Annotated in this window: 16 protein-coding genes; 10 read left to right on the top strand and 6 right to left on the bottom strand. The window is 34.8% G+C overall.

Annotation, left to right across the window (positions count from 1 at the left end):
• Position 1: 1 nt before the first annotated feature.
• The gene (locus JJJ02_RS11895; protein WP_240836739.1) at positions 2-262 is read right to left on the bottom strand and encodes a metal-sensitive transcriptional regulator; all 261 of its coding nucleotides are present in this window, start codon (positions 260-262) and stop codon (positions 2-4) included.
• Positions 263-415: 153 nt separating this feature from the next.
• On the opposite strand from JJJ02_RS11895, the gene JJJ02_RS11900 reads away from it, so the two are divergent.
• The 3 genes from JJJ02_RS11900 to JJJ02_RS11910 all read left to right on the top strand — a co-directional run bounded on the left by JJJ02_RS11900 (position 416) and on the right by JJJ02_RS11910 (position 4,510).
• Entirely contained in the window at positions 416-2,902 is a 2,487-nt protein-coding gene (locus JJJ02_RS11900; RefSeq protein ID WP_240836741.1) for an FAD-dependent oxidoreductase, read from the top strand.
• A gap of 20 nt (positions 2,903-2,922) precedes the next feature.
• The gene (locus tag JJJ02_RS11905) at positions 2,923-4,254 is read left to right on the top strand and encodes an MBL fold metallo-hydrolase (protein WP_240839174.1); all 1,332 of its coding nucleotides are present in this window, start codon (positions 2,923-2,925) and stop codon (positions 4,252-4,254) included.
• A gap of 82 nt (positions 4,255-4,336) precedes the next feature.
• Positions 4,337-4,510, top strand: a complete 174-nt coding sequence (locus JJJ02_RS11910) for a hypothetical protein (protein ID WP_170122511.1) — start codon at positions 4,337-4,339, stop codon at positions 4,508-4,510.
• Positions 4,511-4,523: 13 nt separating this feature from the next.
• Here JJJ02_RS11910 and JJJ02_RS11915 read toward each other — a convergent pair whose 3' ends face one another.
• Together JJJ02_RS11915 and JJJ02_RS11920 are read right to left on the bottom strand one after the other, a co-directional pair.
• Positions 4,524-4,892, bottom strand: a complete 369-nt coding sequence (locus tag JJJ02_RS11915) for a DUF1722 domain-containing protein (protein WP_240838972.1) — start codon at positions 4,890-4,892, stop codon at positions 4,524-4,526.
• Positions 4,885-5,778 carry a TIGR01777 family oxidoreductase gene (locus tag JJJ02_RS11920; protein WP_240838974.1) on the bottom strand — a complete coding sequence of 298 codons (894 nt, stop codon included), beginning with the start codon at positions 5,776-5,778 and terminating at the stop codon, positions 4,885-4,887. Before JJJ02_RS11920 ends, JJJ02_RS11915 begins: the two co-directional genes overlap by 8 nt.
• 228 nt (positions 5,779-6,006) lie before the next feature.
• Here JJJ02_RS11920 and JJJ02_RS11925 point away from each other — a divergent pair, with 228 nt between their 5' ends.
• The 3 genes from JJJ02_RS11925 to JJJ02_RS11935 all read left to right on the top strand — a co-directional run bounded on the left by JJJ02_RS11925 (position 6,007) and on the right by JJJ02_RS11935 (position 9,406).
• The gene (locus JJJ02_RS11925; protein WP_240838976.1) at positions 6,007-7,581 is read left to right on the top strand and encodes an alanine/glycine:cation symporter family protein; all 1,575 of its coding nucleotides are present in this window, start codon (positions 6,007-6,009) and stop codon (positions 7,579-7,581) included.
• Between the two features lie 212 nt (positions 7,582-7,793).
• Positions 7,794-8,504, top strand: coding sequence for an ABC transporter permease subunit (locus JJJ02_RS11930; RefSeq protein ID WP_240838978.1), 711 nt, complete (start codon positions 7,794-7,796; stop codon positions 8,502-8,504).
• The gene (locus JJJ02_RS11935; protein WP_111716067.1) at positions 8,501-9,406 is read left to right on the top strand and encodes an ABC transporter permease subunit; all 906 of its coding nucleotides are present in this window, start codon (positions 8,501-8,503) and stop codon (positions 9,404-9,406) included. Before JJJ02_RS11930 ends, JJJ02_RS11935 begins: the two co-directional genes overlap by 4 nt.
• An 11-nt stretch (positions 9,407-9,417) precedes the next feature.
• On the opposite strand, the gene JJJ02_RS11940 is transcribed toward JJJ02_RS11935, so the two are convergent.
• Positions 9,418-10,140 carry an alpha/beta hydrolase gene (locus tag JJJ02_RS11940; RefSeq protein WP_239242140.1) on the bottom strand — a complete coding sequence of 241 codons (723 nt, stop codon included), beginning with the start codon at positions 10,138-10,140 and terminating at the stop codon, positions 9,418-9,420.
• Positions 10,141-10,213: 73 nt separating this feature from the next.
• On the opposite strand from JJJ02_RS11940, the gene JJJ02_RS11945 reads away from it, so the two are divergent.
• The 4 genes from JJJ02_RS11945 (at position 10,214) to JJJ02_RS11960 (ending at position 14,132) form a co-directional block, all read left to right on the top strand.
• Positions 10,214-10,921 carry a DNA alkylation repair protein gene (locus JJJ02_RS11945; protein WP_239242139.1) on the top strand — a complete coding sequence of 236 codons (708 nt, stop codon included), beginning with the start codon at positions 10,214-10,216 and terminating at the stop codon, positions 10,919-10,921.
• A 112-nt stretch (positions 10,922-11,033) separates the two neighbouring features.
• Complete coding sequence (locus tag JJJ02_RS11950; protein WP_239242138.1) at positions 11,034-12,173, top strand: MFS transporter; 1,140 nt, start codon at positions 11,034-11,036, stop codon at positions 12,171-12,173.
• Positions 12,174-12,276: 103 nt separating this feature from the next.
• On the top strand, positions 12,277-12,588 hold the full coding sequence (locus JJJ02_RS11955) for a DUF485 domain-containing protein (protein WP_111716075.1): 312 nt from the start codon (positions 12,277-12,279) through the stop codon (positions 12,586-12,588).
• A complete protein-coding gene (locus JJJ02_RS11960) occupies positions 12,585-14,132 on the top strand; it encodes a solute symporter family protein (protein ID WP_111716076.1) in 1,548 nt (515 codons plus the stop codon). Before JJJ02_RS11955 ends, JJJ02_RS11960 begins: the two co-directional genes overlap by 4 nt.
• Positions 14,133-14,204: 72 nt before the next feature.
• Here the strand turns inward: JJJ02_RS11960 and JJJ02_RS11965 are convergent, their stop codons facing one another.
• Positions 14,205-14,876: an ABC transporter ATP-binding protein gene (locus tag JJJ02_RS11965; protein ID WP_239242136.1), complete on the bottom strand. Its 672-nt coding sequence runs from the start codon at positions 14,874-14,876 to the stop codon at positions 14,205-14,207.
• A gap of 1 nt (position 14,877) precedes the next feature.
• On the bottom strand, positions 14,878-15,903 hold the full coding sequence (locus tag JJJ02_RS11970; RefSeq protein WP_239242135.1) for an ABC transporter permease: 1,026 nt from the start codon (positions 15,901-15,903) through the stop codon (positions 14,878-14,880).
• Between the last annotated feature and the right edge of the window lie 47 nt (positions 15,904-15,950).

The raw sequence follows: 15,950 nt of genomic DNA on the forward strand, positions 1-15,950 counted from the left end.
ATTACCTACTTTTTATTAACAGATTAACAGCTTGTTTTACAAGTTCATCTGTATCTTCATTATTTTTAACACTTTCTTTAACGCATTCTGTTAAATTCTCACTGACAATTACTCCAATTAAGCGTTCAATCCCACTACGAGAAGCACTAAGCTGCATCACGACGTCTCTGCAATCTTTTCCTTCTTCCATCATTTTAATAACACCATTTAACTGGCCTTGTATGCGTTTAAGTCTGTTCATCGCACTTTTATCGTATTCCATTATATAACCTCTTTCTGTTTTGTAATGTCTATTACTATATACCTAATGGGGTATTTTTGTCAAATATTAAAAATAGGGGGTAGGGTATTTGACATGCTGATATATATGGTTTAATATACCCCTATAGGTATTTAAATTGAGGAGGAACAATAAATGAGTAGAAAGATAGTAATTGTTGGTGGCGTTGCAGGTGGAGCGTCTGCAGCGGCACGATTAAGAAGATTAAATGAACAAGATGAAATTACATTAATTGAGAGAGGTAGTTACGTTTCATTTGCTAATTGTGGCTTGCCATATCATATTGGAAATGAAATAAAAGATAGAAGTAAATTGTTAATTCAGACACCAGAACTCATGGAAAGCAGAATGAATATTAATGTTTTAACAGATACAAATGTTGTTGCGATTGATAGAGAAAACAAGGCAATTTCGATTGAGGCAGATGGACAACATAGTGAAATTGCATACGATGTATTAATACTTTCAACAGGTGCGAAACCTATACGAGTTCCTATAGGGGGAAGTGATCTTGAACATGTCTTCTCGTTAAGAAATATACCTGATATGGATAATATTATTTCATATGTCCAGAAGAATGATGTAAAGTCAGCAGCTGTTGTAGGTGGAGGATTCATTGGTTTAGAGATGGCTGAAAACTTGAAAGCATTAGACTTAGATGTTGCTTTATTTGAATTAGGTGATCAGGTCATGCCAGGGATTGATATGGATATGGCAATGGAAGTGCATAACCATATGATTAATAAAGGTGTGGATTTACGATTAAACCAATCAATTGAGAAGATAAATGAACAAACTGTGCAATCAAGTAATGGAGATATTGTCAATGCCGATATTGTGATGATGGCTATTGGTGTATTGCCGGAATCTACACTAGCTGAAGAAGCTGGACTAGACTTAGGTGTAAAAAATGCGATTAAGACAAACGATGTATTCCAAACTTCAGATGCATCGATCTATGCCATTGGTGATGTTGCTGAAGTTACACATGCAATTAGTGAACAAGAGGTTCACATTCCATTTGCCTGGATTGCTAATCGACAAGGTAGATTACTTGCAGATCACTTAAATGGTAAAGCAGTAGAGAAATTTAACCCCATTGGTACTGCAATTGCGAAAGTATTTGATTTAAATGTTGCGAGTACAGGATTAAATGAAAAAACTTTAAAAACTTTAGGAAAGCAATATCATGTCATCCATGTTTCTGGTCAATCTAATGCGAGTTATTATCCAGGTGCGACGCCAATGACAATTAAAGTATTATTTTCAACTGAAGGTGAGATTTACGGTGCACAAATCGTTGGACGTAAAGGCGTAGATAAACGTATTGATCTGATTGCAAGTGCAATTACATTTGGACAGAAAGTTACAGATTTACAGCGCATTGAAATTGCATACGCACCACCGTTCTCTTCTGCTAAAGATCCTGTAAATATGGCAGGTTATATTGCACAAAACGTATTAGAAGATGAAATGAAGATGATGCAGGTGCGTGAGATTGACGACACAAAATATCAAATCATTGATGTGAGAGAACCGATTGAACATGAAATGGGACACATTGAAGGCTCTAAAAATATACCACTTGGCGAATTGAGAACACGTTTAACAGAAATAGATAAAACAGCACCGGTGGTTATTTATTGTCAGGTTGGACAACGTGGATATAATGCAGCACGCATCTTAAAAAATGAAGGCTATGATGTTATTAATTTAGATGGTGGCTATAAATTATATAAACAGAACTACTTGTCGCAAACAAAAATAGCATCAAAATTCAATCAGGTTAAGAATGATACGAATATAAATAAACATGTTGAAGAAAAAATAAATGATACAGAACAAAGTGGAGAGGTAGAACCAATGACATTAAGAGAAGATAGAAGATTTGTAGAGGCAAGTGGATTGCAATGTCCAGGTCCAATATTAAAAGTAAAAGAAAATTTAGATGATATGCAGGATGGTGAACAACTAGAAATACACGTTACTGACTTTGGTTTCTGTCAGGATATTGAATCTTGGGCTAAAGTGACTGGTCATACGGTTATTAAAAATGAAACAGAAGGAAGTAAAGTCGTTGCAGTTATTCAAAAAGGTCAAAGTATACCTGTAAATGTGATGAACGATAGTAATGGACACCAATTAGTTGAAACAAAGAATGGTGCTACGATGGTAGTATTTAGCGGAGATTTAGATAAAGCATTAGCGTCATTTATTATCGCAACAGGTGCTGCTTCGATGGGTAAAGAAGTGACGATGTTCTTTACATTCTGGGGTTTAAACGTCATCAAACGTCCTGGAATAAAAGTAGATAAACAAGGATTGGATAAAATGTTTAGTCAAATGATGCCAAAGCATGCTGGAAAATTACCTATTTCTAAAATGAATATGGGTGGTATGGGGTCTCGAATGATTAAACACGTAATGAATAAGAAGAAAGTGGATTCGTTAGAAGTAATGATTAATAAAGCACAAAGTATGGGAATCAAGATGGTAGCATGCACGATGAGTATGGATATTATGGCTGTAACACGTGAAGAGTTAATTGAAGGTGTTGAATATGGTGGAGTAGCAACATATTTAGGTGATACTGAAAAAGCAAACTTAAACTTATTTATTTAATTGATAATGGAGGGAAAAGAATGTATTTTAAATCATTTTTTAATCAGCAATTAGCACAAATGTCTTACTTAGTAGGTTGTCAAAAAACAGGAGAAGCAATCATCATCGATCCCCTGAGAGATCTTACACCTTATATTGAAGCTGCAGAGCAAGAAGGGCTGACAATTAATAAAGTCACTGAAACACATATTCATGCAGATTTCGCATCTGGATTAAGAGAAGCGAATGAAACGTTAGATGCTAAAGCATTTGTCTCTGGATTAGGTGGAGATGACTGGTCATATCAGCATATTAATGGAGATTATCAATTACTAAAAGAAGACGATATTATTAATGTCGGCAATGTAAAACTTAAAGTAATCCATACACCAGGACATACGCCTGAAAGTATTAGTTTTCTGTTGTTTGATAATGCAACAGAAGTACCGATGGGACTCTTTACTGGAGACTTTATCTTCGTAGGAGATGTCGGTCGTCCGGATTTATTAGAAGAAGCAGCCGGCATAAAAGATACTACTGATATCGGCGCAAAAGCAATGTTTGAATCGCTTAAAAAGATGGATGCATTACCAGATTATATTCAAATATGGCCAGGACATGGTGCAGGCAGTGCCTGTGGTAAGTCACTTGGTGCAGTTCCAGTAACAACTTTAGGATATGAACGTGAAAAGAGCTGGGCATTTCAAATTAAAGATGAAGCAACTTTCATTAAAACATTAACAAGTGAACAACCAGAACCACCATATTATTTCAAAGAAATGAAACATATGAATCGTGATGGTGTAGCATTAATTGATAATGCCATAGTACCACCACTACAAAATTTATTTGACGGTATAAAGAGCATTGATTTAAGGGCGAAAGAAATTTTCTTAGATAATTTAAGTGAAGGTATTAACGTGCCGTATAACAGCAAATTTTTAGGATTTGTAGGATGGTATCTGGACTACGAAACACCGATTCAGTTAATCGGTTCGTTCGAAGACGTGCAGAACGCAGCAAATGATTTAAAATTAATAGGATTTGATAATGTGACTGGTTACGTTAAAAATGTGACTGGTGGATCAATGCAACAAATTGAACCACAACATTTCAAATCAATCGATCAAACACAAATTAATATTTTGGATGTACGCAACAATCAGGAATGGCAAGAATCACATTTTGATAATGCAAAACATGTCCATTTTGGTAAATTAGAAAAAGAGGAAATACCATTTAAAAAAGAGGAAAGAATTTATGTTCATTGTCAATCAGGTGTCAGAAGTGCGATAGCAGTGAGTGTGTTACATCGATTAGGATATAACGATATTATTAATATTAAAGGTGGATATAGCGCTGTTAAACAGTAAAATAAATTATCTTTATAATATTGACTTTAACTGCATTGTAGTTAAAAATATGAATTAATTCATACAAATAAAGAGGGATATTATGCACAAAGATTTTGTGACAGATGAAGAGATTCATGCAATGGGTGTGCCTTTTGATTTACTATCTACCTGGATGACGAATGGTTTAATTCAGGTCGCGTACCAGGCAAATCATATTCGCTACTTCTGGACAAAGGATGTAAATTTATTAAAACAGCAATTTAATATAAAATAAAACAGCGGCATCTTTAAAATAAGATGCTGCTGTTTTTTAAATATTGTACATCATATTTTTCAGCAAGCTGCTTAAGTAATGTATGAAGTTCTGATTCTTTATTATCAAAGTTTTGAATAAATGTTCGATATTGTGATTTTTCATCTTCAGTAGCAATTTTTTTGAAATATCCCCACATATGCTGATAGCTATTTAACTTCGAGCCTCGCGTTGGTGTCATGCGACATGTTTCATCAATAATTTGTTCTAATATGTGTATATCATCCAGTTGTTCACGCATCAGTTGACGAATAAAGTTATATTGATTCTGGTTATAGTACATCACTTTATACTTTTCTTTTCGCCACAGCTTTTCAACTGCTTTCTTTCCTTCTTTATTCACCGTACAACTGCTCCAGAGCTAACTGAACTGTAGGATATTTAAATGTATATCCGGCCTGCAATAGATGATCAGGTAATACGCTTTGTCCTTTTGTAACCATTACGGATTGCTCTCCTAGTACAATGTCCATTACTTTGTTGGGTACTTTCGTCCAGTGTGGTCGGTGTATAACACGCGCAATGGTTGTTCCGAGCTGTTGTTGTGTCACAGGTTGAGGAGCAGTCATATTAAATATACCTGTTAATTGTTTGTCATAAATATAAAGTATACTTTCTGCAAGATCATCGATATGAATCCAGCTGTATGGCTGCTGTCCATCACCAATATTACCACCTGCAAAGTATTGATAAGGCTTTATCATCAAAGGTAATGCCCCACCTTGGTTAGAAAAAACTACTCCAAATCTGCAGATTGCTGTTTCTACACCTAAAGCTTCAATTTTTCGAGCTGCTTGTTCCCATAGATAAATAGTCTTTGATAAGAAATCAAACGGTGAGAATGCATTGGTTTCGTTATAAGTTAAAGATTTAGAAGCGGGATAATAACCTACCGCACTTGCTGATATAAAGAAAGGTTTCTTGATGAGAGATTCAAATAACGGAATAAGCTTTTCAGTACTTTCAATACGACTTTTGATGATCGCTTCTTTATGTTCTTTCGTCCATCTGTTATTTAAAGATGCCCCAGCCAGATTAACTACTAAATCTAATTGTGGTACTGCCTTATACCAATCATCTTTTTTCCAGCTGATATAGCTGATGCCATTCGAGCTTTGTTTATCGCTTCTCGTTGTAATATAAATATGCGCATGTTTATATTTTTGCTGAATAGTGTTTATAAGAGCTGAACCTACTAGTCCTGTACCGCCTGTAATTAAAATGTTCATATGCAACCTCCATCAGTATTGGTATTTTATACTATTATATCGATTATCGCTTATTTATTCATTGGAAATGATTATTTATTAATCATTGAACCCCTAAATCGCAATGTTTTAGAATGAATATTTAATTAAATATTCAGAATAATCAATAAATACTATTGCAACATGTAATATGTGACTATATAATATAGAAGTAAGTATTTCTCGTTAATACATTAAAGGGGTGTAGTTATGGAAGGTATTGTGAGTTTTCTAAATGATATTGTGTGGAGTAAACCGTTAGTGTATGGGTTGTTAATTACAGGGATTTCATTTTCATTAATGATGAAGTTCTTTCAAGTCAGGCATTTAAAAGAGATGATCCGACTGATGTTTCAAGGGGAGAAGTCACCTACAGGAATTTCTAGTTTCCAGGCAATTGCTTTATCGCTTGCTGGGCGTGTAGGGACGGGTAATATAGTCGGTGTTTCAACAGCAATTTATATCGGTGGCCCGGGAGCTGTATTCTGGATGTGGATGACTGCGTTTTTGGGTGCGAGTTCAGCATTCATCGAATCTACACTAGCTCAAATTTATAAGAGAGAGATTAACGGTGAGTATCGTGGGGGTCCCGCATATTATATTGAAGCAGGAATGAAAGGCAGATTTGCGAAAGGTTATGCGATATTATTCGCAATACTGGCAATAGTATCAACAGCATTATTATTACCTGGTATTCAATCTAACGCCATTGCAAGTTCTATGAAGAATGCTTTTGGATTCGAAGGATGGATTATCGGTATAGCGCTTGTAGTGATTTTAGCATTGATTATTTTTGGAGGCGTTCGCTGGATTGCATCTGTAGCGACTGCAGTAGTCCCTTTTATGGCAATCTTATATATTTTATTAGCGGTTGTTATTATTGTTCTTAATATTGATAAAGTCCCTGGTTTATTTGCATTAATATTCAAGTCAGCATTCAATATGGAATCAGCGTTTGGTGGGATACTTGGTGCAATGATTGAAATCGGTGTTAAACGTGGACTTTATTCTAATGAAGCTGGTCAAGGTACAGGGCCTCATCCGGCAGCAGCAGCAGAAGTATCACACCCTGCTAAACAAGGTTTAGTTCAAGCTTTCTCGGTATATGTTGATACGTTGTTTGTATGTACTGCAACAGCATTAATTATTTTATTATCAGGTACATTCAATACAACGGACGGCGCGATGAAGGGTGATATGCCGAACTTAATTAACGATGGCGGTGTATATGCACTAAATGCTGATGGAGAGAAGGACTACTCTGGAACAGCAATGTATGTTCAAGCGGGTATTGATAAAGCATTCCATGGAAGTGGTTATCAATTTGACCCGGCATATTCGGGTATTGGTTCATATTTCGTTGCCATTGCACTGTTCTTCTTTGCATTTACTACCATATTAGCATATGCATATATCGCAGAAACCAATGTATCTTATTTGACGAAAAATGGTAGTGTATCTTTAAATAAGTTTTTAATTAACGTCACACGTTTAATTATTGTTGGTGCAACATTCTACGGTGCAATAAAAACAGCAGACGTTGCGTGGGCAATGGGTGATCTTGGTGTAGGATTAATGGCGTGGTGTAATATTATCGCAATATGGATTCTGCACAAACCTGCATTACGTGCGCTTAAGGATTTTGAGAGACAGAAGAAAGAGAAAGGGTCAGGGAAATATGCGATATATCAACCAGATCCAAACGAACTACCGAATGCGACATTCTGGACAGTAGATTATCCGGAACGTTTAAGAAAAGAACACTTTGATGAAAAAGTACATTAAGCATTAAAGACAGCCATTGCTGTCTTTTTTGTGTTTAATATTCAGAGAGGAGTGCCACGCTATTGAATAAAATATTTGTGAATGGAGTAAAAGTAATATTAGTATTATTTAATTTTTTTCTATTGAGTGCCTTTATTTTACTTTTTAATCAGAATTTTAAATTTGATTTATCTCATTTTTTTGAGGCTTTCCCCCAATTTATTAAACAGTTAATGCATATCGATACAGTCACTTTTAAGACACCAGGTAGTTACATAGAACATCCGTTTTTATCTTTTATCTTTAGACCATGGCGAAATTCAATGCTTATTTTATTTTTAAGTATAATGCTCGGTACTATTTTAAGTATATTATGTGTTGTTATAGCTAAAAGATTTAAGTTAATTGATTACATAATGAAGCGATTCGTAAAAATTTTAGGTTATTTACCGGATATCTTTTATATTCCTTGTGTCATTATCTTTATTATCTTTTTTTATCAGCAAACAGGTATATTAATAATGGAAGTAGCAAGTTACGGGGAACAGGAAGCGATTGTATTTCCAGCAATCATGCTGTCTGTAATTCCATTTGTCCAGTTATATAAAATTTTGGATCAGGTGATTACTGAGGAACTGGATAAAGATTATGTAGTACTCGCATGCGCAAAAGGACTCAATGAATTTGAAATTCTGCACAAGCATGTCTTGTCAAATGTATGGATAACATTTTACATCAATTTTAAGCAGGTCGTCTGGATGACGCTATCCAGTCTATTAATTATGGAAGTCATATTAGGTTATTTTGGCGCTACACAATTCTTATATTATTATCACGCCCCCATAATGTTGATGACGATATTGGTACTAATGTTTGTTCCGATATATATCGCGTTATTTATCATTCAGAAACTCGTTGAATTTAGAACGGGGGTGAAGTTATGAGGAAGTTATTTAAGATATGGCTGGCATTGATTATCCTCATCTTACCTTTTATAACAAGTGTCTTTTACTTTGATATGCTTCAGAACAAAGTAAAAGTATATAAATTTAACGTGATGACAAGTGAAATAAAAAATCCAGTGCCACCTGGCGTTGTCAATTGGTTCGGTACTGATCGCTTCGGCGCGTCAATATTTATGGAGAGCTGGCATGGATACCGCATCACGTTTATCTTTGTCATTGGTATTGTTCTTATTTCATTTATCATTGCTGTTATTCTGGGAAGTTATCTCGCTTTTCGTAAAGGAACAGCAGATATTGTTACAGATGGATTTTTGAATGCATATTATTTTATACCGCAGGCAATCGTTACATATATGTTGTTATTTCCGGTACTGACAGCAATAAAAGGTAAGTTTAGCTATGATATGCCGTTTAGAATAGGGTATATGTTAGTCGTGATTGCACTTGTGATGGTACCAACGACAATGGTAGTCGTTAGAGATCAGGTGAAACAAATATTGAATACAGAATACATGGATGCTGCAACCGTAATTGGTGCCAGCAAGACACAAAAATTAATACGTCATGTTTATCCCAATATTAAGAATAGATTATTGATTATCTTTGTCCGCATGTTATATCAAGCATTAATGGTACTCAGCCATATTTCATTTTTTCGTATTTTCTTTGGAGGAACGAAGACATGCGATGGTTTTGAAGCATGTTTAGGCAATGATTTTACACTTATTATGCCAGAGCTTACGACATTATTAGGGTTTCATATGCCAGAGTTGTATTCTTCATGGTGGACATTTATGGTACCTTGTACATTTGTCGTGTTGATTTTAATAGCAATCCAAATGTTGGCCGATGCACTTGAAACAGAATATAAATCTATGTAAAAAGCAGGATATTAAATATCCTGCCTTAAAAAATGCAATATATCTGTATAAAGTTTTTCTTTATCCTTACTTACTGTCATTAAATGGCCGGCATTAGCATAATGATCAATAAATTTTTTGGACTGAATACTGTTGTAAATAAATTGAGCGCTGTCATGATAGCTCGTATCATCCCGATCACCATACAGTATGATTGTCGAACTATTGATTTTATTTAAGTTGTTCATTATATCTTTAATATAATCAACAAACTTACTGGCACCTGTGTAATTATCGATAAGCTGATAATTTGATTCAGGAAAAGGCTCAGAAGAAATGACTTTGTGCATTCTCGGTGCAAATTGTTTCAAACGGTATTTTATACCTTCAGGATCTTTTTTCATCGGAACACTCATCACGATAATTTGATTAACATCGTATTTTTCTGCGAGCTTAAGTGAAAATAGACCGCCTAAAGAGACACCAATTATAGAGATATTATTATATTGTTCCTTTAATTTTAAAAAGCTATCTTCAACTGTTTGCCACCAGTTATCGATATCATATTTCACAAAATCCTGGATAGGCAATCCGTGCCCTGGATAGGATGGGATAAGCACCGTGTATCCTTGCTCGTGTAGATGGTAGCCCAGTTGTTTAACGTCTCTAACTGTTCCGGTAAATGTATGAAGAAGAAGTATCGCGTGCTCATTTCCTTCTAAAAATATGGGATCTGGATTTTTTACTTTTATCATTGGAGTACCTCCATAGTAATCAGTATAATAAATGTAATATTCATTATACTACGAGTAACAGGGAGATGGAAAAATGACGTTTGAAGAAGTAATGGCAGAACTTGAATCTCTTGGCAAAGAACGTATGAAGAAAATATATATGGGCAATGGCGCAAAAGAACCTTTATTCGGTGTAGCAACGGGTGCAATGAAGCCAATGCGTAAAATAATCAAGAAAGATCAGGAGCTTGCAGATAAGCTATATGCGACTGGTAACTATGATGCAATGTATTTCGCAGGTGTAATTGCAGATCCCAATGCTATGACAGAAGAAGATTATGAGCGATGGATTGAGGGCGCATACTTTTATATGTTATCTGATTATGTTGTAGCAGTAACGCTCTCAGAAGCAGATATTGCGCAGCAAATTGCGGATAAATGGATTGATTCTGGAGAGGATTTAAAGATGAGTGCCGGCTGGAACTGCTATAGCTGGTTACTTGGACATAAGAAAGATGATACATTTGATACCGAAAAGTTAAGTAAGATGCTAGATCGCGCTGAGAAAGAAATTCATACTGCTCCTGATAGAACGAAAGTAGGGATAGGTAACTTTATTCAATGTGTAGCAATTTCATATGTAGATTTACATGATAAAGCAACAACAGTTGCAAAGTCAGTTGGTGCCGTACCATTTAATCGAGAGCACAAACCAACTGGCGAAGTGAAACCATTAGAGACGATTGAGAAAGCGATTGAGAAAAATAGGATTGGTTTCAAACGTAAATATGTACGCTGTTAGTATTTACAGAATATAATAAATTGATATAATGAACTAAATAGGTGACAATTAATTTTGTTGGCAACTTGCAGCGCCTTCCATTTGGAAGGTGCTATTTTTTTGGAGGATAAATATGAATAAGAATCTATTAATACTGGCAATGCTTACATTTCTTGCAGGTCTTACCGAGCTAGTGGTCTCAGGTATATTGCCTTATATTGCGAAAGATTATCATGTATCAATTCCGATGGCAGGTAATTTGATAACAATTTTTGCGTTATTTTTTGCGCTTGCAGGACCGATATTGATGTCGTCAACAGCAGCGTTCAATAGAAAAAAGCTACTGATTGGTTTCATCATATTATTTATTTTTGGGAATGTATTGAGTGCGTTAAGCATAAGTTTTACGATGCTACTAATATCCAGGGTTATTCTTGCGATATGTGTTTCAATGTTAATTGGCCTCGGGTTATCATTATCGGTCAATGTAGTTTCTCAAAGTTTTCAAACGAAAGCGATTAGTATGATAATGATGAGTATAAGTGGTTCACTCGTGTTAGGAATTCCACTCGGTATATTAATTACAGAACGATTCAATTGGCAGATGATCTTTTTGTTTGCGGCCACTCTATCTTTAATTATTTTAATTTTAGTAATTTTATTTTTTCCGAGTATTCCAGGAAAAGAAGCGACGTCATTTTTTAGTCAGTGGGGCGCTTTGAAAGATCATCGAATACTATTTACACATATGCAATCGTTCTTATTTTTTGTGGGTCAAAGCATTTTGTATATGTATTTAACCCCTTACTTTAATCAGTTAGGCTTACAAGCATCTATGGTAAGTCTGCTGTATTTACTGTACGGTGTAAGTGGTATAGTCGGAAGTGGTTTAGGAAGTATATTTATAGAGAAACTAGGTGTTAAAAAGACATTAACGATGTTAATGACAGTTTATATCTTTGTTTTACTTGCTTTTATTGTGACACAGTATAATGTATGGACATTAAGTATCAATGTCATGTTGTTAGGCCTAACTGGATGGTCGATGAATGCACCGACACAAATGCGCTTAATTCAAATTTCAGATACAAATGCAGGTTTTAATCAAACATTTAGTACGTCATCTACACAATTTGGAATGGCACTCGGAGCAGCAATAGGTGGTCTTATCATTGCCTGGCATTTACCTTACAATGCTTTAATGATTGTAGGGAGTATATTTATTGTTTTAGCTTTGTTATCCATTAAATATTCTTATAAAGCCGTTGATTAATATATCAACGGTTATTTTATTTTAAAAATTGACAATATTCTGACAAATTAATAAAATGAAACTTGGGAGGAATTTTTACACGACATAAAGGGGAGATGATTTCATGAATCAACAGGATTATAACAAAATTGCAGCATCGAAAGATTTCAATGATTTAGTTGCAGCGAGAAAAAAGTTTATTTTTCCGATTACGTTGTTCTTTATCGTTGCGACATTGCTCTTTCCGATTCTGACTGGTTATACGACAATTTTGAATAATATTGCTTTCTGGAATATTTCATGGGCCTGGATTTATGCATTCTTATTATTTGTGATGGTCTGGACATTAGTCACAATTTATATGCGTAAAGCGAAGCAGTTCGATGCCGCAAGTGAGCGAATCATTAATGAGTATAAAAGGGGGTCTCGCTCATGAATATGACGGTCATTATTATGTTTTTATTTTTTGTAAGTTTAACGCTACTTATTACATATTTTGCTTCAAAAAGAACGAATTCTGCTGAAGATTTTTATACAGCGGGTGGAGGTTTAACAGGCTGGCAAAATGGTTTAGCGATTGCAGGAGATTATTTATCGGCAGCATCATTTCTAGGTATTGCGGGAGCTATCGCACTTTGGGGATTCGATGGCTTCTTCTATAGTATTGGCTATTTAACGGCATATTTAATTGTATTATACATCGTTGCTGAACCATTAAGAAATTTAGGGAAATATACTTTAGCAGATATGATCGCAGCACGTTTTGAATTAAAAAAAGTGCGTGCGATGGCTGCAGTTTCATCAATCACGATAGTAATATTCTATATGTTAGCACAGCTTGTTGGAGCAGGTGCATTAATTCAACTGTTATTTAATATTCCATATACTTGGGCGGTTATTATTGTTGGCATTATGATGACGGTTTATGTATTGTTTGGGGGGATGACAGCAACAAGCTGGGTTCAAATGGTTAAAGCGATTCTTCTAATGGTTGGAACGCTCATCATTTCTTTTCTAGTATTAAAATACTTTAATTTCAGCATTGCTGAAATGTTTGGTCAGATGAAAAATATTAAATCAGCTGACTTTAAAGGAGAATATATTAATCCAGGTTCCCAAGGTAAATCACCTCTTGATAATATTTCGCTGATTATTGCCCTGTTATTTGGAACGGCAGGGTTACCACATATATTAATGCGTTTCTTTACGGTGAGTGATGCTAAAACAGCAAGAAGCTCTGTAATGTGGGCAACTTGGATTATCGGTATTTTTTATATTTTAACGATATTTTTAGGTTTTGGTGCTGCTAGTCTTTTATCTCGTGAGGAAATTATAAAAGCGAATCCTGCTGGAAATATGGCTGCACCGTTACTTGCAGATAAACTTGGTGGAGATTTGCTCATGTCATTTGTCTGTGCTGTAGCATTTGCAACGATTTTAGCAGTTGTTGCAGGTCTTGTGTTATCAGGAGCTTCTGCATTTGCACATGATATTTATGGTGAGATTATTAAGAAGGGTAACATTAGTGAGAAAGAACAAATGAGTGCAGCAAAGATTGCCTCATTAGCAGTTTCTATTCTTTCAATTGTATTAGCGTTATTTGCACAAAATATGAACGTTGCTTTCTTAGTATCATTGGCATTCTGTGTAGCAGCGAGTGCAAACTTACCGGTAATTGTTTATACGATATTCTGGAAGAGATTTAATACGCAAGGTGCTATAGCAGGAATCGTTGTAGGACTTTTGACATCTATTATATTAGTGATTTTAAGTCCGAATGTTATGAACCCGGCAGGAACAGGTTTTATAAATATGGATCCTATTTTCCCGCTTGCTAATCCTGCGATTATTTCTGTTCCAGCAGGTTTTATTGCAGCATTCCTAGGTACATTTTTAGGTAAGGCAGATACAGAAGAGAAATTTAAGGAAGTTCAGGTCAAGTCAGTGACGGGTATCGCAACTTCAGAAGTTACACATTAAAGAAAAATAAGAAATTCTCCCATAATAATAAACCAAAGACGTTAATATGTCTTTGGTTTATTATGTTTATATTTATCTTTCTTTTACCATCTTTCCGCCTTCTAAACGATAAAGATGATCGGCATATTTAAAAATACGATCATCGTGAGTGATGATGATACATGCACTTTGTTGTGCTTTTACACGTTCACGAATCGCTTCAATGACTTGTGTTGCACGTTCAAAGTCAAGACTTGCTGTAGGTTCGTCAGCAAGTATTAATGAAGGTTCATTCATGAAGGCTCGTGCAATGGCAACACGTTGTTTTTCTCCACCCGATAAATTTTTAGGATATTGTTTTGTACGATGTCCAAGACCGAAAGTGTTGAGTAATTCATCAGCACGTTTACTTGCTGTTTTTTTATCCATTTTATTTTCAAGCGCTACGTGCATCAATTGTTCTTTCACTTTTAAGAATGGAACAAGATGTGAGGCTTGAAAGATAAAGCCTATTTCACTTAAACGAAGTTGTGTAAGTTCATGCTGTTTCAATGTAGTTATTGATTTATTCTCAATCAGTACATCACCACGCGTTGGTTTAAGTAATGCACCAATAATCGTGAGTAGTGTACTTTTCCCGGAACCAGATGGACCATATAGACATACGATTTCACCTGGTGCGACTTCAAAATTGATATCTTTTAATACTGTTACTTCAGTATCACCTTGTTTAAATGATTTTGTAAGATGTTTCACGTGAATCATATTATTCTCCTCCTATTGCTTCTATTGGATCAATCTTAAGCACCTTGATGATAGATAACATTACACCAATAAACGATACAAATAAGAACAGTCCAGCTAGAATCATAATAAGATTATTATTTAGATAAAATGGCATGCCTGGCGGCATAAAGTTATTGATAGCGGTAATAATAAAGATAGCTAATGACACACTAAAAATTACTATAATAAATACTTCCTGAATCAGTTTAAATATAAGTTTTTTATGACTTGTTCCAATCGCTTTTAAAATGCCGTATTCAGTTGTCTTCTGAATCGTAATGATATAGAAGAATACCGTGATGACGATAGCCGAGATTAAAAATAAGAAAAATACCATTAAGTTTAAAGGCATTTGCTCAGCTTCATAACTTGGGATAGCTTTCATCGCATCTTCAGGTGTTATGATTTTAGAATGTTTTAAGTCTTGTTTTAACTCTTTAATTGAAACATTGTCTAATACATGTTGATTAATGATTGCTGTGTTGATAGCTTCATGTGGTACAACTTTGTTATAAGTTGCTTGATTAACAAGACCTACAGGCATGTGCGAATACATTTGAAATTTTTCAAAGTCTGAAATACGTAAACTTTCATTGCTATCTACAATATTTAGTTTATCTTTTAAGTCATACGACTTGTTAAGATGAACATCTAGAGCGACATCGCCATCTTTTGGCAATGCATGTAATTTAGAAATGGTAGTCAGTAAAAACTTATCGTTGTTTTGAATTTTAATCGGTTGCATCTGAACTAAAGGAATATTAAAATCTTTTAAAACTTTTACATCTTCTTTATCAAGTGGTGCGTTGAGCAAATTGTTATCTGCATCTTCTGAAACGACAAAATACTTACCATCCATATGTTCTATAAATGAAATATTATCTTTTCCTAAACCTTGTGCTAAACTTGAAACAAATAATACCAGAAATGCTAATAGAAATATGATTGCTGCAATCAATACATATTTCATTTTGTAATACTTAACTTCTTTAAGTGCTAAATTCATAATGATCACCTTTCTCGTTTTGTTGATAGTGTTATCATAAACAATCA

Source organism: Macrococcus sp. PK (genome assembly GCF_022501545.1).
Lineage (GTDB): Bacteria > Bacillota > Bacilli > Staphylococcales > Staphylococcaceae > Macrococcoides > Macrococcoides epidermidis.